Source organism: Janthinobacterium sp. GW456P (assembly GCF_002127655.1).
Lineage (GTDB): Bacteria > Pseudomonadota > Gammaproteobacteria > Burkholderiales > Burkholderiaceae_D > Janthinobacterium.
In genome coordinates, this window is record NZ_NEHB01000028.1 from 1 (window position 1) to 17,597 (window position 17,597).

The window sequence follows — 17,597 nt, forward strand, 5'->3', positions numbered from 1 at the left end:
CTGCGGGCGCAGGGCCAGCCCCACTTCGATGCTGGCGGGCGCGCCGTCGCGCGCCAGCGTGGCCGGCCCCAGGTAGCGTGGCAGGTCCAGGCTGCCTGCCAGCAGCGAACTGCCGTCGCACAGCAGCAGTTGCACCACGTCGGCCGGGCCGATATCGAGCACGCTGCGGCAGCTGCCGATGCCGCGCGCGCTCGACAGTACATGGGTTTCGCTGTGCCAGCCGGGCGCGGCGGGACAGTCGCCGGCGCTGGCGAGGGGATCGCGCGTGAGCGTCAGGCGCAGCACTGGCGGCGCAAGGGGATCGCTGGACATGCGGCTGGGATCGTTGGTTAAAAGCTGACCTTGATGCCTGCGCGGACCATGCGTGTTGTGTCAGATCAAGTATGTGTGGAAATGCAGGGGGAGAAGCTGGGAGGGCTGGAGCGGGAAGGGCAGAGAAACGGTCAGCATGGTTTGGGCTGGGTCTCTTCGCTATCGTGCTCGGATGTTGTGCGGTGAGCGAACTACGCGAATTGCATGGCAAAAGTTCATGGCGCCGGGGACCTGGGTGCCTGGCATGGCATTACAACAGCGGGTGGTTCAATGGACTGGCGTGGCGGACAGTTCCTTCAGTTCGCGGATGGTGATGTCCGATTTTTCATGCATGCGCAATAAAATCGTTGCACCGACCGACAGTTTGCCGTGTCGAATCTTGCTGATGATGGGAGGCTGAACTTCCAGGACGCGGCACAGTTCCGCATCATTTTTCAAATTCAACTTCTCGATCAAGGTATCGAGCAGCTTGTTGGGCACAAAACTCGATGGTTCGAGCGCGCGCGCCCGGTTCATTGCTTCAATCATTTCCAGCTTCTTTTGCCGAACGTTCATTTACTCCTCCTTCAGGTTATGCAAGGGACGAGACCACTTTTATGCGGTCCCGGCTATAGTTAGTCATCGCAGTACGGCTGTCTGGGTGACTTAGTACAACATTCGCGTTACAACATTGATAACCAGGCAAGTGTTTTCAATAATACTACGATAACAAAACTTGTGACAGATGGTCAGTTAAATTAACTGATTGTTTGATCAATTTGGTTGACGGTTGTTGTATTTTGTAAGCCGCTTTTCGTCAGAATCATGGTCCGGTCCGCCATTTCGGCGGCGGCCAGCGAGTGCGTGACCATGATCGCGCAACTGCCGTTGGCCTTGATTTCGGCGCGCAGCAATTGCAGGATGCTGTGCGCCGTGTCCGGGTCGAGGTTGCCGGTGGGCTCATCTGCCAGCACCAGCGCCGGCTTGTGCACGAGTGCGCGGGCAATCGCCACGCGCTGCATTTCGCCGCCCGACAATTGCTGCGGAAAGTCGCCGCCGCGTCCGCCCAGGCCGACGGCCTCGAGCATGCTGGCGGCACGCTCCTGGGGCAGTCCGTTGAGCAGCAGCGGCAGGGCCACGTTTTGCAGCAGGGTCAGGTGCGGCAAGACGTGGAAAGCCTGGAAGATAAAGCCCATGCGGGCGCGACGCAGCCGGGTGGCGGCGGCGTCATCGAGGCTGGACATGGCGATGCCGTCCACCAGGATAGGGTGCGCTTCGGCACCCGCATCGGGCGTGTCGAGGCCGGCGATCAGGTTCAGCAAGGTCGACTTGCCCACGCCCGAATCGCCCATGATGGCGATGAATTCCCCCGCCTTGAAGCGGCAGGAAATATTGGCCAGCACGGGACGGGCATGGGCATAGGACTTCGACAGATGGCGCAATTCGAGCATGGTGATCTTGATTAATAACGGCTATCGTAAAGGGAGGCACGCGGGGGAGAGGGGGGCCTGGGAATTGCAAAGGGGCGCGGATTGTTTGGCCGGCAATGTGTAGTATACGACAGCCTTATCATTTTTGCTGGGTAATACCAATTTTATGTGCGTGCCGGCTGTTTGACCTTAAGTTACCTGCCGCACGGCTGGCTTGCGCGGATTCCGCTATGATGGAAAAAAGTCATCGGCAAGGCGCCCGCACACCGCTGCGGCAGGGGCGGCGCGCCCGGTGGCTGACCGTGCAAGCCCTTCGTGAACCTCATATTGACGACGCCAGCCCATGACCATGCCACTTGCGCAACAGCAGTCCGATTTGTATCCCGCCAGCAACGCCAGCGCGGCCAGCGCCACTCCTGTCACGATAGCCGAGATCAGCGCAGGCCTGTTGGCGCGCGATGCCTGGACTTCGCCCAAGTACCTGTACGACGCGCTGGGTTCGAAACTGTTCGAAGCCATCTGCGCCTTGCCCGAGTACTATCCGACGCGCACCGAGGCGGCCATTTTCGCGCGCCACGGCGCCGAGATCGCGCACGCCGTGGGGCCGGGCAGCACCCTGATCGACCTGGGCGCGGGCAATTGCGCCAAGGCCGCCAGCCTGTTTCCGCTGCTGCATCCGGCGCAATATGTGGCCGTGGATATTTCCTACGATTTTCTCAGTGAATCGCTGAGCCGGCTGCAGCAGCGCTTTCCGCACATCGAGATGACCGGTCTGGGCCTGGATTTCTCCAGTCGCCTGGACTTGCCCGACAGCGTGCGCGAGGCGCGGCGATTGTTCTTCTATCCCGGCTCCTCCATCGGCAATTTTGCGCCTGAGCAAGCGACCGCCTTTTTGCGCCGCCTGCGCGCGAACGCGGACGGCGATGGCGGCTTGCTGATCGGCGTCGACCTGATCAAGGAAGACGCCATCCTCGACGCCGCCTATGACGATGCGCTGGGCGTCACCGCCGCCTTCAACTTGAACATGCTGCGCCACGTGAACGGCCTGATCGGCGCCGACTTCGACGTGCGCGCGTGGCAGCACCAGGGCTTTTTCAACGCCGACGAGAACCGCGTCGAAATGCACCTGGAAGCGCGCAGCGAACAAGTTGTCCATTGGAAAGGTGGCCAGCGCCGTTTCGCGAAAGGCGAACGCATCCATACAGAAGACAGTTATAAATACACGCGCGCCACCTTCGTCGGCTTGCTGGAGCAGGCGGGCTTTTCCACCGTGCAAGTCTGGACGGACCCGCAGCAGTGGTTTGCCGTCATCTACGCGCGGGTTATCAGGGACTAAGAAAAAGATGCTGATCGATCATTACCATACAGTGCGCCAGCACTCGCTGCGGCTGGCCGAACCCCTGTCCGACGAAGATTGCGGCGCCCAGTCGATGCCGGACGCCAGTCCCGTCAAATGGCACCTCGCGCATACCACCTGGTTTTTCGAAACGTTTATCCTGGAAAGCATGGAAGCGGGGTTCGCGCCCTTCCACCCGGCCTTCCGTGTGTTGTTCAACTCGTATTACAATGGCGTGGGCGAGAAGCATCCGCGCGCCCAGCGTGGTTTGCTGACGCGCCCCGGCATGGCCCAGGTGCGCGCTTACCGGGCCAACGTCGATGCGCGCATCGCGCGCCTGCTGGCGGGCGAACTGGCGCGTGACGCGCGCGAGCGGCTGACCATGCTGCTGGCGCTGGGCCTCGAGCACGAGCAGCAGCACCAGGAGCTGCTGTTGACGGACGTTAAACACTTGCTGGCGCAGAGCGCCCTGTTTCCCGCTTACCTGGATAAGGTGGACAGCGCGGCGCCGCCAGCGCGGCACGCGGCGCAGCCCACGGCCTGGCTCGCCTTCGACGGCGGCCTGGCGCAGATCGGCCATGCGGGCGACGGCTTTTGTTTTGACAATGAATTGCCGCGCCACCCGCAATACGTGGCGCCGTTCGAACTGGCCAGCGCGCTGGTGACGAATGGGGAATTTCTCGCCTTCATCGAGGCGGGCGGCTACCGCACGGCGCATTGGTGGCTGGCCGAAGGCTGGGATTGGGGCCGCACGCAACAGCTGACCTGCCCGCTGTACTGGCAGTGCGACGAGGCGGGCCACTGGCTGGAATTCACTTTATTCGGCTTGCGCCCGCTGGACCCGCAGGCGCCGGCCACGCACTTGTCCCTGTTTGAGGCGGATGCGTATGCGCACTGGGCCGGCGCGCGCCTGCCGACGGAAGCGGAGTGGGAAGTGGCGGCGCAGGGCATCGACATGCAGGTGGGGCAGCTGCATCCGGCGGCCGGCGCTTCGGGAACGGGATTGCGGCAGATGTTCGGCCATTGCTGGCAGTGGACCAGCAGCAGCTATGCGCCGTACCCGGGCTACCGCACGGCGCCCGGGGCGCTGGGCGAATACAACGGCAAGTTCATGTTGAACCAGTATGTGCTGCGCGGCTCGTCGTGCGCGACGCCGGCCGGCCATGCGCGCGCCAGTTACCGCAATTTCTTTCCGGCCGGCGCGCGCTGGCAATTTTCCGGTATCCGCCTGGCGCGCCAGGTGGAATAAGCAACTTAGTGCAGGCGCGGGACGGCGGGCGCGTCAGGGCGGGGCGGTGCCTTGGCGCTGGCGTTCTGCTCGAGCTTGAACTGGCTGACGAGGGTTTCCAGGTCGCCCGCCTGTTCATGCATGGCTGCCGCCGCCGCGGCCGCTTCCTCGACCAGGGCCGCGTTCTGTTGCGTCGTCTGGTCCATCTGCATGATGGCCGCATTGATCTGCTCGATGCCTTCGCTCTGCTCGTGGTTGGCGACGCTGATTTCACCGACGATGGCGCTGACCCGGCCCACGCTGGCCACCACTTCATCCATCGTGGCGCCCGCCTGGCTGACCAGCTGCGCGCCCTGGCCGACCCGCGTGACGGAGTCGGCAATGAGTTCCTTGATCTCTTTAGCCGCCGCCGCCGAGCGTTGCGCCAGGTTGCGCACTTCGGATGCCACGACGGCAAAGCCGCGGCCTTGCTCGCCGGCACGTGCCGCTTCCACGGCCGCATTCAGTGCCAGGATATTCGTCTGGAAAGCGATGCCGTCGATGACGGCGATGATGTCGACGATCTTGCGCGACGAGGCATTGATGGCGTCCATGGTGCCGATCACTTCCGCCATGGCCGAGCCGCCGCGCTGCGCGATGGCCGATGCCGAGCGGGCCAGACTGTCGGCCAGGCGCGCATTGTCGCTGTTGCTGCGCACGGTGCCCGTCAGTTCGATCATCGACGAAGCTGTTTCTTCCAGCGCGCTGGCTTGCGCCTCGGTGCGGGCCGACAGGTCGGCATTGCCGCTGGCGATCTGGCTCGACGCCACGGCAATCGTACCCGTGCCGCCGCGCACCTGCCCCACCAGGGTGGCCAGGTTGGTATTCATGTCGCGCAAGGCCTGCAGCAGCTGGCCCGCTTCATCCTTGCCGTCGGCCACGATCTTGCTGCTCAAGTCGCCTCCAGCCACGGCTTGCGCCACGCGCAGCGCATACGCGATCGGCGTGGTGATCGAGCGCGTGACGCGCCAGGCAAAGAGCACGCCCAGCAGCAGGGCGGCCGTGCCCAGGCTGGCCATCAGCACATTCGCCGCGGAAATATTCTGCTGGATTTGCTGGCCGCCATGCACGACCACGCCGCGCTGAATTTCATTCAGGCGGTTCACCGTCTGTTGCAGCTGGTTCAGGGCGGGCAGGGTATCGTCGCGCACGTGCTTGGCCGCTTCCGCGCGCTGCCCCGCCACCAGCAGCTTGTCTGCCTGGCTGAACGAGACGACATAGGCCTTGCGCTGCTGCTTCAGGGTGGCCAGCAGTTCTTTGCCTTCAGGCAGCACGATCAGGCGGTCGAGGATGGCCAGCGCATCGGTGATGGTGGCCTTGTTGGCATCGATTTCGCCATGGATGGCGCTGGCGCGGGCCGGATCTTCATGGATGAACAGCTCCAGCACCAATGCCGCGTTCGAACGCGTCGTGCTGCGGATGGTGGCGATGGCGTCGGCCTTGGCCCAGTCTTTCTCGATGATGGACTCGCTGAGCGCGCCGATCTTGTCCAGCCGGAACAGGCCCGTTCCCACCAGCACTGCCATCAGCAGCAGCACCACGCCAAAGCCGGCACCCAGACGCGCGCCTATCTTCATATCCGTCAATTTCATACTGATTCCCTCGGTAGCTAATGATCTGTCCCCGGTGGTCTTATTATGAAACGATTATACGGCGCGTGATACTTCTTTTGCAGCAATAATTGCCTTGCGGAAATGAAAAAGCGGCACGGCGATCAAGCCATGCCGCTTTTTTTCCTGTGCGAGAGGGAACGCAGTCCTTAGACGGCGCTCGCCGCCACCTTGGCCGTTGTTGTTTTTTCGGCTTCCGTTTGCCCGATGCGGCGATTCACGGCCGACAGCACGGCCTTGAACGAGGCGGTGACGATGTTGCTGTCGATGGCGGCGCCGAACAGGGTCGGGCCGTTATCGAGGCGCAATTCCACGTAGCACGCCGCTTGCGCATTGGCGCCGGAGCCGATCGAGTGTTCGTGGTAATCCATCAGCTTGATGTCGAGACCGAGCGCATTGACGAAGGCGTCGATGGGACCGTTGCCGCCGCCTTGCAGGGCCAGCGGCGTCTGGCGGTGCGACAGGCTGATGTCGATCTGCACGGACTCGTCGCTGCTCGTGTCTTCCACCATGCGGTGCGAAGCGTAGGCGTACGGCGCGGTCTGCTCCAGGTACTCCTTCTGGAAGATTTCATGGATATCCTGCGCGGCGATTTCGCGGCCCGTGGCGTCGGCTACGGCTTGCACGGCGCGCGAGAATTCGATCTGCAGGCGGCGCGGCAAGACCAGGCCGTATTCCTGTTCCAGCAAGTACGCCATGCCGCCCTTGCCGGACTGGCTGTTGACGCGGATCACGGCGTCGTAGCTGCGGCCCAGGTCGGCCGGGTCGATCGGCAAGTAGGGCACTTCCCAGATGCTGTCCGGTTGTTGCTTGGCGAAACCTTTCTTGATCGCATCCTGGTGCGAGCCGGAAAACGCCGTAAATACGAGGTCGCCCGCATACGGATGACGCGGGTGGACGGGCAGCTGGTTGCACTCTTCCACGCACTTGCGCACGCTGTCGATGTCGGAGAAATCGAGGCCAGGGTGCACGCCCTGCGTGTACAAGTTCATCGCCAGGGTCACCAGGTCGACGTTGCCGGTGCGCTCGCCATTGCCGAACAAGCAGCCCTCGACGCGGTCGGCGCCTGCCATCACGGCCAGCTCGGCCGAGGCGACGGCCGTGCCGCGGTCGTTATGCGGGTGCACGCTGATGATGATGGCATCGCGGCGCGCCAGTTTGCGCGACATCCATTCGATCTGGTCCGCATACACGTTGGGCGTGCTGCATTCCACGGTCGACGGCAGGTTGATGATCATCTTGTTGGCCGGCGTCGGCTTCCAGATGGCGCTGACGGCGTCGCAGATATGCTTGGAGAAATCGAGTTCCGTGGTGGAAAACGATTCCGGCGTGTATTCGAAACCCCACTCCGTTTCCGGATGCTGGGCCACCAGCTGTTTCACGAGGGTGGTGCCGGTGGTGGCGATAGTCGTGATTTCTTCGCGCGACATGCCGAACACGACCTTGCGGAACACGGGCGCCACCGAGTTGTACAGGTGGACGATGGCGCGCTTGGCGCCGACGACGGATTCCACCGTGCGGCGGATCAGCTCTTCGCGCGACTGGGTCAGCACGATGATGGTGACGTCGTCCGGAATGCGGCCTTCATCGACGAGCTTGCGCACGAAATCGAAATCCGTCTGCGATGCCGATGGGAAACCCACTTCGATTTCCTTCAGGCCGATGGCGATCAGCATCTCGAAGAACCGCAGTTTCTTTTCCGCGCTCATCGGCTCGATCAAGGACTGATTGCCGTCACGCAAGTCGGTGCTCATCCAGATGGGCGGCTTGCTGATGATCTGGTTCGGCCATTGACGGTCGGTCAATTTGACGGGAGGGAAGGCGCGGTATTTGGAAGCTGGGTTTTGCAACATCATGATCGGGTACTCCTGAAGATAGGGGGAAATCAATGGTTGTGGCGCAAGCTTGCCGGGCGGCCACGCAACACTAGGCCAGGCAAGCGATCGGTAGCGGTAGCAGAGCGGCCGCGATGCCGGCAGGGGCGGTCGCAGCGTGGATTACGTGTACGTATGGGGATGGTGCAAACATCATCAAACCTTCCAGGGTTTTTGAAACACGCCGGCGTGTGGCCAGGCGAAGCAATGCGGCAAACTTATGCGCGTGCTAGTAGTAGTCGCGATAGCGACAGCAGGGAAGGGGAGGAATGTTTGAAGGAGGACATGCACTTAATGTAAGGGAGGTTGGGGCGGGCTGTCAAGCGTTTCCGTTTTACATGTAGTGCACGTGCACTGCCTCGTTCGGCATTTCCTGTGCCATGCGTGCCAGGATGCGCCGCAGGATGGCCGCATCGCGGGGCAGCCGTGCTTCCAGTTCCTGCCAGCCGGCCAGTTCCAGTTGCTGCGGCATCTCCACCAGGCTCGTGACGGCATCCCAGAACGCATCCCAGTTCATGCCATAGAACGCAGGGAAGCCCAGCGCGGCGGCCAGGGCCGCATGCAGCTGGCGTGGCGAAGTGATATCGCGCAAGTCGATCGTCACGAGGGCCTGCCTGCTCACAGTATTCCCTTGAGCAAGTTCTGCAAATTTTTCCGCATGCCAGCGGCCACCGTTTCGTGCTGTGCCAGGATGGCGGGCGCATCCTTGAATGGCGCCGGGTCGAGATACAGGCGCGGCAAGTCGGCCACGGCCACGCCACGCGGGCCGCCGCGCAGGATCTCGTCCGCATGCTTGTTGATCGAGTGGATGGCAGTCTGGATGCGCGGCGTGGCGGAGGCGGCCAGGCAGGCGGCCAGTGCGTCGTCGAGCTCGGCGCGCGCGGGCGCTTGCGCCAGCACGGGCGCGGCGATCTGTTCCAGCGGCGACATATTCACGGCCGGCTTGCGGCAGGCGTACAGGGCGTCGAGCGCCATCAGCCGGTGCGCGCCGCCCCGTTGCAGCCATGCCAGGATGCGGGGCCACGGCGTGCCCAGCAGCGCAGCCGCCACGCCCCATTGTCCCGCCACGGGCGAGCCGGCATGCGCGTCGATCCAGTCGATGGCGGCAGGATTGCCCGTGTAGGCCAGCAGGATGGCGTTCGAGGCGCGCAGCGCGGGCGCCTGTGTGCCCAGCACGGCAGTCAGCCAGGCCAGGGCGCCATCGGGAGGATGCTGCGATAACTGTTGCGCAAACGGTACGCTCAGGGCGCGGCTGTCGGAAAGTTGATAGTCGTCGGACATGTTCAGTGATTCGTTGAGTGGGAAGGGCTTGGGGCGATCCCCAGGGGGAGGGGGTTCTGCGCTTGGCCTGTGGAATGGACGCCGCTACGGCGCCGATTTTTGGCAGCGCGCGGAAAAGCGCATGCTGGCGCTGTTTTCAAACGGGGAATTGAACTCGCCCTTTACCTGCGCCAAGTCGCCGGTAAAGCGCATGGTCAGCGGGCCGCTGGACGGCCCCGCGTCGTACGTGCACGACAAGCTGTCGCCGCTTTGCCGGCAGCCGTAGAAGTTGCTCGCTTTGCCGCGCCCATCAATCAGGTAGCTGCCTTGCGCCCCGTGCCGGTCGGGGGCGTCGAAGCTGAGCTCGACCGTGTGCTCTTGCTCCTCATTGGGAATCTGCAGCTTCCCCGTGCAGGTAAAGCCCGCCATTTTCTCCGCGATGGGGCTGGCGCTGGCGCCGGCGGCACCGAGCAGGGCGGCGAGGAACAAGCATGGGTGCGCAATGCGGCGGAACAGGTCTGTTTTCATGAGTCGCCAAAAGAAGGTGGGGGAGGTGGGAAGCCAGACGCCAGTCTAGCAGCCGGAGTGGCGCGCACGGTTCGCAATATTGTTATCTATAAACATTTAAGGCGGCCTTCAGTGCGGGTGGCCCCGCTTGCGCTACAATCGGCTCTCCTTTGTTGCCACTGCCGCGCGCGGTTCTCTTCACCACCATGTTCCCTAAACGCCTGACCCTGCTTGCCCTGGCCGCCTTTGCGCTGGCCGGCTGCGACACCACCGCCCCGAAACCCGTCCAAGTATTGACGCCGCCCGAACCCGTCGTCGCTCCCCGCAAGATCAAGATCGGCCTGGCGCTGGGCGGCGGCGCGGCGCGCGGTTTTGCGCATATCGGCGTGATCAAGGCGCTCGAATCGCAGGGCATCAATGCCGACATCGTCACCGGCACCAGCGCCGGCAGCGTGGTGGGCGCCCTGTATGCGGCAGGCAATTCCGGTTTTACCTTGCAAAAGATGGCCTTCGACATGGACGAGGCGGCCATTTCCGACTGGGCCTTGCCCCTGTTCGGCAAGTCGTCCGGCGTGCTCAAGGGCGAAGCGCTGCAAAGCTATGTCAACAAGGCTGTCGGCGGCGTGCCGCTGGAAAAACTCAAGATTCCGTTTGGCGTGGTGGCGACCGATTTGAAGAATGGCCAGCCGATCCTGTTCCAGCGCGGTAATACCGGCATGGCCGTGCGCGCCTCGTCGGCCGTGCCCGGCGTGTTCCAGCCCGTGACCATTGCCGGCCACACCTATGTCGATGGCGGCCTTGTCGCTCCCGTGCCCGTGCGCTTTGCGCGCGACATGGGCGCCGACTTCATCATCGCCGTGAATATTTCGTCGCAAACGGAGTCACAAAAGGCCATCAGCTCGATGGAAGTCATCATGCAAACCTTCGCCATCATGGGCCAGCGCATCAATCAGTTCGAATTGAAAGATGCGGACGTGGTGATCCAGCCCAGCCTGGGCACCATGAAGGGCAACGATTTTAACAGCCGCAACCAGGCCATCCTGGCAGGCGAGCAGGCGACCTTTGCCGTCATGGCGCAGCTCAAGCAAAAGCTGAAAGCCAAGCGCGAGCAGTAAGCGATGGCGCTGCTGCGCATTTCATTTCGTATACAATTTTGTTTCAACATAATAAGGATGCACCATGCAATCGAAACCGATTTTGACCCTGGACGACGTAAAGAAAATCGCTGCCGCCGCCGAAGCGGAAGCGGTCAAGAATAACTGGGCGGTCACCATCGCCATCGTCGACGACGGCGGCCACCTGCTGTGGCTGCAGCGCATGGATGGCGTGGCGCCGATCTCGTCGCATATCGCCCCATCGAAAGCCAAGACGGCCGCACTGGGCCGCCGCGAATCGCGCATCTATGAAGAGATGATCAACGGCGGCCGCGTGTCGTTCCTGAGCGCGCCGGAAATCGACGGCTTGCTCGAAGGCGGCGTACCCATCGTGTTTGATGGTCACTATGTGGGCGCCGTCGGCGTCTCGGGCGTCAAGTCGGCGGAAGATGCGCAAATCGCCAAGGCCGGCATTGCGGCCTTGGTGTAAGTACTAACCGGTATTGCTTTGCAAGCCGCCCCGCGCAAGCCGGGCGGCTTTTTTCATGGGGCGCAGGATTTATGCTGCTGCGCAAAAAAATGCAGCGGAATCCATATTTTCTTCCTTGTGGAAAAGCTTCCTTTTGGTTATAATTCAAAGGTTTAGCCAATCACACATATACCGTAGCGACTACCCATCCCCTCATTCAAAATGACCGTTGAAACACCCTGAGTGCATCTGGCTCGGGTATCTAGGCGGTCGGTCTGACGTGGCGCAGCTACGGTAACTTTATCAGGAGTTGCCCTTGCCGCCATTTTTTTCTGGCCCTGCCGTTCCAGCCATATTAGCGCTTGCTGATGGAACGATCTTCAAAGGTTTTTCGATCGGCGCCGCCGGTCATACCACGGGCGAGGTTGTTTTCAACACCTCGATGACCGGGTATCAGGAAATCCTTACCGACCCAAGCTATTGCCGCCAGATGGTCACCCTGACCTATCCCCATATCGGCAATACGGGCGTCAATCCGGAAGACGTCGAGTCTTCCAAGGTACACGCCGCCGGCCTCATCATCCGCGATCTGCCATTGCTGGCATCCAGTTTCCGTTCCACTCTCTCCTTGTCCGATTACCTGAAAGCTGAAAATATCGTCGCCATCGCCGGCGTCGATACACGCAAGCTCACGCGCATCCTGCGTGAAAAGGGTGCGCAGGGCGGTGCCATCCTCGTCGGTACGCAAGGCAACGAGCCATCCGCCGCGCAAGCGCTGGAACTGGCCCGCTCCTTCCCCGGCCTGTCCGGCATGGACCTGGCCAAGGTCGTATCGAGCAAGGCGCCGTATGAATACCGCGAAACGGAATGGACCCTGGGCGAAGGCTATGGCCAGCTGGCCGACGCCGACGCGAAATACCATGTGGTCGCCTTCGACTACGGCGTCAAGCGCAACATCCTGCGCATGCTGACGGCACGCGGCTGCAAGGTCACCGTGCTGCCCGCGCAAGCGACGGCGGCCGACGCCCTGGCGCTGAATCCGGACGGCATCTTCCTGTCGAACGGTCCCGGCGACCCGGAACCGTGCGACTACGCCATCGCGGCGACCGAGGAACTGATCGAGAAGGGCATCCCGACCTTCGGCATCTGCCTCGGCCACCAGATCATGGCGATCGCTTCCGGCGCGAAAACCTTGAAGATGAAGTTCGGCCACCACGGCGCCAACCACCCGGTGCAAGACCTGGAAACGAAACAGGTCTTGATTACCTCGCAAAATCACGGTTTCGCCGTCGACGCGGCAACTCTGCCCGCGAATTGCCGCGTGACCCATGAATCGCTGTTCGACGGTTCCCTGCAGGGCTTTGCCCGCACGGACAAGCCGGCCTTCTGCTTCCAGGGCCACCCTGAAGCGTCGCCGGGCCCGATGGATGTTGCTTACCTGTTTGACCGCTTCATCAACTTGATGGCTGCGGAGGAGAAAAAGAAAAATGCCTAAACGTTTAGATATTAAAAGTATTCTGATTATTGGCGCTGGCCCGATCGTGATCGGCCAGGCCTGCGAATTCGATTATTCCGGCGCGCAAGCGTGCAAGGCCCTGCGCGAAGAGGGCTATAAAGTCATCCTGGTCAACAGCAATCCTGCGACCATCATGACGGACCCGGAAATGGCCGACGTCACCTACATCGAGCCGATCACCTGGTCGGTCGTCGAGCGCATCATCGCCAAGGAGCGTCCGGACGCGATCCTGCCGACGATGGGCGGCCAGACGGCGCTGAACTGCGCGCTGGACCTGTTCAACAATGGCGTGCTGGCAAAATACAACGTCGAGCTGATCGGCGCGTCGCCGGAAGCCATCGACAAGGCCGAAGACCGTTCCAAGTTCAAGGACGCGATGACCAAGATCGGCCTCGGTTCGGCACGTTCCGGCGTGGCACACTCGATGGAAGAATCGTGGGCCGTGCAGCGCACCCTGGGCTTCCCGACCATCATCCGTCCATCGTTCACCATGGGCGGCTCCGGCGGCGGCATCGCCTACAACGAAGAAGAATTCGAAACCATCTGCAAGCGCGGCCTGGAAGCATCGCCGACGAAAGAGCTGCTGATCGAAGAATCCTTGCTGGGCTGGAAAGAGTACGAGATGGAAGTGGTGCGCGACAAGGCGGACAACTGCATCATCATCTGCTCGATCGAAAACCTCGACCCGATGGGCGTGCACACGGGCGACTCCATCACGGTGGCGCCGGCGCAGACCTTGACGGACAAGGAATACCAGATCATGCGCAATGCCAGTCTGGCGGTGCTGCGCGAGATCGGCGTCGACACGGGCGGCTCGAACGTGCAATTTTCGATCAACCCCGTCGATGGCCGCATGATCGTCATCGAGATGAACCCGCGCGTATCGCGTTCGTCGGCGCTGGCATCGAAGGCGACGGGTTTCCCGATCGCCAAGATCGCCGCCAAGCTGGCCGTCGGTTTCACCCTGGACGAGCTGCGCAATGAAATCACGGGCGGCGCCACGCCGGCATCGTTCGAACCGTCGATCGATTACGTCGTCACGAAGATCCCGCGTTTCACGTTCGAGAAATTCCCGACCGCCGACCACCACCTGACGACGCAGATGAAATCCGTCGGCGAAGTGATGGCGATTGGCCGTACCTTCCAGGAATCGTTCCAGAAAGCCTTGCGCGGCCTGGAAGTGGGCGTGGACGGCATGAACGAAAAGACCAAGGACCGCGAAAAGATCGAAGAGGAACTGGGCGAGCCTGGTCCTGAGCGTATCTGGTACGTGGGCGACGCGTTTGCCCAGGGTTTCACCCTGGAAGAAGTACACCAGCTGACCAAGATCGACCCATGGTTCCTGATCCAGATCAAGGAAATCGTCGACCTGGAACTGTGGCTCGATACGCAGAAACTGGAAAACCTGGACAAGAACACCCTGTACAAGTTGAAACAGAAGGGCTTCTCGGACCGCCGCCTGGGCTTTTTGCTGCAGACGACCGACACGGCCGTGCGCCAGCAGCGCCATGCGCTGAACATCCGTCCTGTCTACAAGCGCGTCGATACCTGCGCGGCCGAGTTTTCGACCGACACGGCGTACATGTATTCCACCTACGACGAAGAGTGCGAATCGAATCCGACCGACAAGAAAAAGATCATGGTGCTGGGCGGTGGCCCGAACCGTATCGGCCAGGGTATCGAGTTTGACTATTGCTGCGTCCACGCGGCCCTCGCCATGCGCGAAGACGGCTACGAGACCATCATGGTCAACTGCAACCCGGAAACCGTGTCGACCGACTACGATACTTCCGACCGTTTGTATTTCGAGTCCCTGACCCTGGAAGACGTGCTGGAAATCGTCGCCATCGAAAAACCGGTGGGCGTGATCGTGCAGTACGGCGGCCAGACGCCATTGAAACTGGCGCTGGACCTGGAAGCGAATGGCGTGCCGATCATCGGCACCTCGCCCGACATGATCGACGCGGCCGAAGACCGCGAGCGTTTCCAGCAGATGCTGCACAAGCTGGAGCTGCGCCAGCCGCCTAACCGCACCGCGCGCACGGAAGCCGACGCCCTGGCGCTGGCGCAGGAAATCGGCTACCCGCTGGTCGTGCGTCCATCGTACGTGCTGGGCGGGCGCGCCATGGAAATCGTCCACGAGCAACGCGACCTCGAGCGCTACATGCGCGAAGCCGTCAAGGTCTCGCACGATTCGCCGGTGCTGCTGGACCGCTTCCTGAACGACGCCATCGAGTGCGACGTCGATTGCATCTCCGACGGCGAAACGACCTTCATCGGCGGCGTGATGGAACACATCGAACAGGCTGGCGTGCACTCGGGCGACTCGGCTTGTTCCTTGCCGCCATACTCGCTGGCGCCGGAAACCATTGAAGAACTGAAACGCCAGACGGCGCTGATGGCCAAGGGCTTGAACGTGGTCGGCCTGATGAACGTGCAGTTCGCGATCCAGAAACAAGAGATCGACGGCCAGCTGAAAGACGTTGTCTACGTGCTGGAAGTCAACCCGCGCGCCTCGCGCACCGTGCCTTTCGTCTCGAAAGCCACCGGGCTGCAACTGGCGAAGATCGCCGCGCGCTGCATGGTCGGCCAGTCGCTGGCGTCGCAAGGCATCACGCAGGAAGTCGTGCCGCCATATTTCAGCGTCAAGGAAGCCGTGTTCCCGTTCGTCAAGTTCCCGGGCGTGGACACCATCCTCGGCCCTGAAATGAAATCGACGGGCGAAGTCATGGGTGTTGGCCTGACCTTCGGCGAAGCGTTTGTGAAATCGCAACTGGGCGCCGGCGTCAACCTGCCAAAATCGGGCAAGGTCTTCATCAGCGTGAAAGCGTCGGACAAGCCGCGCGCCGTGCAAGTGGCGCGCGACCTGGTCGAGTCCGGTTTCACCGTGGTCGCCACCAAGGGCACCGCCGCCGTGATCGCTGCCGCCGGCATCGCCGTCACGCCAGTGAACAAGGTGATCGAAGGCCGTCCGCACGTGGTCGACATGATCAAGAACCATGAAATCGTGCTGGTAATCAACACCGTGGAAGAAAAGCGCAGCGCCATCGTCGATTCGCGGGCCATCCGCACCTCGGCCCTGGCGTCGCGCGTGACGACCTACACGACCATCGCGGGCGCGGAAGCGGCCGTCGAAGGCATCCGCCATCTGGATGAGTTGCGTGTGTATGATTTGCAAGGTCTGCACAAGACCCTGCAGCAAGCTGAGTAATCCGCGTGTGATTTGCAGTGACCGCCGTTAGGCGGTACACTGCATGCTTATCAACCACAGAGTTCCGTGCAGAGCAGCGCGCGGCCTCTGTGGTTTTCACTTGGTAAGTCCGTTAAGCGTGGCAACACGCTGCAACGGCGCCGATAACTAGCAGATAGTAGAGATAACATGACCTCAGTCCCATTGACCAAATACGGCGCAGAACTCTTGAAGGAAGAGCTGCATCATTTGAAGACCAAGGAACGCCGCATCGTCATCGATGCGATCGCCGAAGCGCGTTCGCACGGAGATTTGTCGGAAAACGCCGAGTACGATGCTGCCAAGGAACGCCAGGCCTTCGTCGAAGGCCGCATCGCCGAGCTCGAAGGCAAGCTGGGCGCGGCGCAAATCATCGACCCGACCGCGCTCGACGCGGAAGGCCGCGTGGTGTTTGCCTCGACCGTGAACCTGGAAGACCTGGAATCGGGCCAGAAAGTCACGTACCAGATCGTCGGCCTCGATGAAGCCGACCTGAAAATGAACAAGGTTTCCGTGACGTCCCCGATCGCCCGCGCGCTGATCGGCAAGTACGCCGGCGACGTGGTGGAAGTGCAGGCGCCGTCCGGCCCGCGCGAATACGAAATCCTGGAAGTGCTGTACATCTGATGCTGGGCCGCGTGCGCTTCCTCGTTGCCACCCTGTGGGCGGGCAGCCTGTGGACCATCGGCTTCATCGTGGCGCCCACCCTGTTCGGCACCCTGAGCGACCGCGTGCTGGCAGGTAACATCGCCGGCAGCATGTTCCGCGCCGAGGCCTGGCTGTCCATCGCCTGCGCGCTGGTACTGCTGGCCTTGCTGCAATGGGCGCCCGGCGCGCTGGAACCCAAGCGCCGCCGCCTCCTGGGGGCGCTGGTGCTGTCCATGCTGGTGTGCGCGCTGCTCAGCCATTTCGGCATTTCGCCGCTGATGGCCGATCTCAAGGCGCAAGCGCCGTCGGGCCTCATGGACGAGGCCATGCGCAGCCGCTTCGGCCTGCTGCATGGCGTGTCGACCGTGATCTTTGCCGTGCAGAGCCTGCTGGCGGGCGTGCTGATCTGGAAGCAGCAGTAATTGTTGCGGTGTGTGTCGGATTACGCGTGGCCCTGGCGCCGCGTCATCCGACCAGCGCGATCGCAATAAAAAAGCGGAGCAGGGAAGATCCCGTGCTCCGCTTCTTGTTTCAAGCCCGGCCGCCTTGCGGTGGCCGGGTGAACAGGCTTACTTGCTGCCCAGTGCGCTTTTCTTGGCGCTTTTCTGACGTGGCTTGGCACGCTTGATGGAACCGCCTTCGGTAACGCGCTCATTGCCCTTGATCATGACTTTCGTCACGCTGGGGCGCTTGGTGCCGCTGGCGCTGGCCTTGACGATGGTCACTTCGCGCATGCCTTTGCCGGCGCTGACCTTCTCCTTAACCACTTCTTTTTTCGGACGGTAGATTACCAGCAGTTTGCCTATATGTTGTACCGGGGCGGCGCCGAGATTGCCGCAAATCGTATCGTACATTCCGACGCGGGCTTCGCGGTCGTCGCCGAACACGCGGACTTTAATCAGGCCGTGCGAATCCAGGCCAAGGTCGATCTCTTTGAGGACAGCAGGTGTCAAGCCCGCTTCGCCAATGATGACGATAGGCTTCAGCGCGTGTGCTTCGGCGCGCAGTGCGCTGCGCTCTACGGGTGTAAGTTTTAGCATAATAATATTTAGTAATTCCCTTAAAA

17 protein-coding genes are annotated in these 17,597 nt (G+C 61.9%); 8 read left to right on the forward strand and 9 right to left on the reverse strand.

Features of this window, described 5'->3' with window-relative positions:
• From CBW66_RS21830 to CBW66_RS21840, 3 genes are all read right to left on the reverse strand, one after another.
• Positions 1-312: hypothetical protein (locus tag CBW66_RS21830; RefSeq protein ID WP_139843066.1), on the reverse strand; the 312-nt coding region annotated here is incomplete at its 3' end.
• A 267-nt stretch (positions 313-579) separates the two neighbouring features.
• Positions 580-867, reverse strand: coding sequence for a hypothetical protein (locus tag CBW66_RS21835; RefSeq protein WP_034757399.1), 288 nt, complete (start codon positions 865-867; stop codon positions 580-582).
• Between the two features lie 182 nt (positions 868-1,049).
• Complete coding sequence (locus CBW66_RS21840) at positions 1,050-1,742, reverse strand: ABC transporter ATP-binding protein (RefSeq protein ID WP_086140857.1); 693 nt, start codon at positions 1,740-1,742, stop codon at positions 1,050-1,052.
• A gap of 322 nt (positions 1,743-2,064) precedes the next feature.
• On the opposite strand from CBW66_RS21840, the gene egtD reads away from it, so the two are divergent.
• Both egtD and egtB read left to right on the forward strand, forming a co-directional pair.
• Entirely contained in the window at positions 2,065-3,057 is a 993-nt protein-coding gene (gene egtD, locus CBW66_RS21845) for an L-histidine N(alpha)-methyltransferase (RefSeq protein ID WP_139841809.1), read from the forward strand.
• A gap of 7 nt (positions 3,058-3,064) precedes the next feature.
• Positions 3,065-4,306: an ergothioneine biosynthesis protein EgtB gene (gene egtB, locus CBW66_RS21850; RefSeq protein WP_086140856.1), complete on the forward strand. Its 1,242-nt coding sequence runs from the start codon at positions 3,065-3,067 to the stop codon at positions 4,304-4,306.
• Between the two features lie 5 nt (positions 4,307-4,311).
• On the opposite strand, the gene CBW66_RS21855 is transcribed toward egtB, so the two are convergent.
• The 5 genes from CBW66_RS21855 to CBW66_RS21875 all read right to left on the reverse strand — a co-directional run bounded on the left by CBW66_RS21855 (position 4,312) and on the right by CBW66_RS21875 (position 9,596).
• Positions 4,312-5,916, reverse strand: a complete 1,605-nt coding sequence (locus CBW66_RS21855; protein ID WP_170933114.1) for a methyl-accepting chemotaxis protein — start codon at positions 5,914-5,916, stop codon at positions 4,312-4,314.
• A 167-nt stretch (positions 5,917-6,083) separates the two neighbouring features.
• The gene (leuA, locus tag CBW66_RS21860) at positions 6,084-7,790 is read right to left on the reverse strand and encodes a 2-isopropylmalate synthase (protein ID WP_086140854.1); all 1,707 of its coding nucleotides are present in this window, start codon (positions 7,788-7,790) and stop codon (positions 6,084-6,086) included.
• Positions 7,791-8,142: 352 nt separating this feature from the next.
• Complete coding sequence (locus tag CBW66_RS21865; protein ID WP_086140853.1) at positions 8,143-8,430, reverse strand: barstar family protein; 288 nt, start codon at positions 8,428-8,430, stop codon at positions 8,143-8,145.
• On the reverse strand, positions 8,427-9,089 hold the full coding sequence (locus tag CBW66_RS21870; protein ID WP_086140852.1) for a hypothetical protein: 663 nt from the start codon (positions 9,087-9,089) through the stop codon (positions 8,427-8,429). The genes CBW66_RS21865 and CBW66_RS21870 overlap by 4 nt, the downstream gene beginning before the upstream one ends.
• Positions 9,090-9,173: 84 nt before the next feature.
• Complete coding sequence (locus CBW66_RS21875; protein WP_086140851.1) at positions 9,174-9,596, reverse strand: hypothetical protein; 423 nt, start codon at positions 9,594-9,596, stop codon at positions 9,174-9,176.
• Between the two features lie 185 nt (positions 9,597-9,781).
• On the opposite strand from CBW66_RS21875, the gene CBW66_RS21880 reads away from it, so the two are divergent.
• From CBW66_RS21880 to CBW66_RS21905, 6 genes are all read left to right on the forward strand, one after another.
• Entirely contained in the window at positions 9,782-10,690 is a 909-nt protein-coding gene (locus tag CBW66_RS21880; RefSeq protein ID WP_086140850.1) for a patatin-like phospholipase family protein, read from the forward strand.
• Between the two features lie 64 nt (positions 10,691-10,754).
• A complete protein-coding gene (locus CBW66_RS21885) occupies positions 10,755-11,159 on the forward strand; it encodes a heme-binding protein (RefSeq protein ID WP_034757420.1) in 405 nt (134 codons plus the stop codon).
• 295 nt (positions 11,160-11,454) lie between these two features.
• Positions 11,455-12,633, forward strand: a complete 1,179-nt coding sequence (gene carA / locus CBW66_RS21890; RefSeq protein ID WP_086140849.1) for a glutamine-hydrolyzing carbamoyl-phosphate synthase small subunit — start codon at positions 11,455-11,457, stop codon at positions 12,631-12,633.
• A complete protein-coding gene (gene carB, locus CBW66_RS21895) occupies positions 12,626-15,865 on the forward strand; it encodes a carbamoyl-phosphate synthase large subunit (RefSeq protein ID WP_086140848.1) in 3,240 nt (1,079 codons plus the stop codon). Before carA ends, carB begins: the two co-directional genes overlap by 8 nt.
• 168 nt (positions 15,866-16,033) lie before the next feature.
• Positions 16,034-16,510 carry a transcription elongation factor GreA gene (greA, locus tag CBW66_RS21900; protein WP_034757428.1) on the forward strand — a complete coding sequence of 159 codons (477 nt, stop codon included), beginning with the start codon at positions 16,034-16,036 and terminating at the stop codon, positions 16,508-16,510.
• On the forward strand, positions 16,510-16,953 hold the full coding sequence (locus CBW66_RS21905; RefSeq protein ID WP_170933113.1) for a DUF4149 domain-containing protein: 444 nt from the start codon (positions 16,510-16,512) through the stop codon (positions 16,951-16,953). The genes greA and CBW66_RS21905 overlap by 1 nt, the downstream gene beginning before the upstream one ends.
• Before the next feature lie 147 nt (positions 16,954-17,100).
• Here the strand turns inward: CBW66_RS21905 and CBW66_RS21910 are convergent, their stop codons facing one another.
• Positions 17,101-17,571, reverse strand: coding sequence for a YhbY family RNA-binding protein (locus tag CBW66_RS21910; RefSeq protein ID WP_010397237.1), 471 nt, complete (start codon positions 17,569-17,571; stop codon positions 17,101-17,103).
• Positions 17,572-17,597 lie beyond the last annotated feature (26 nt).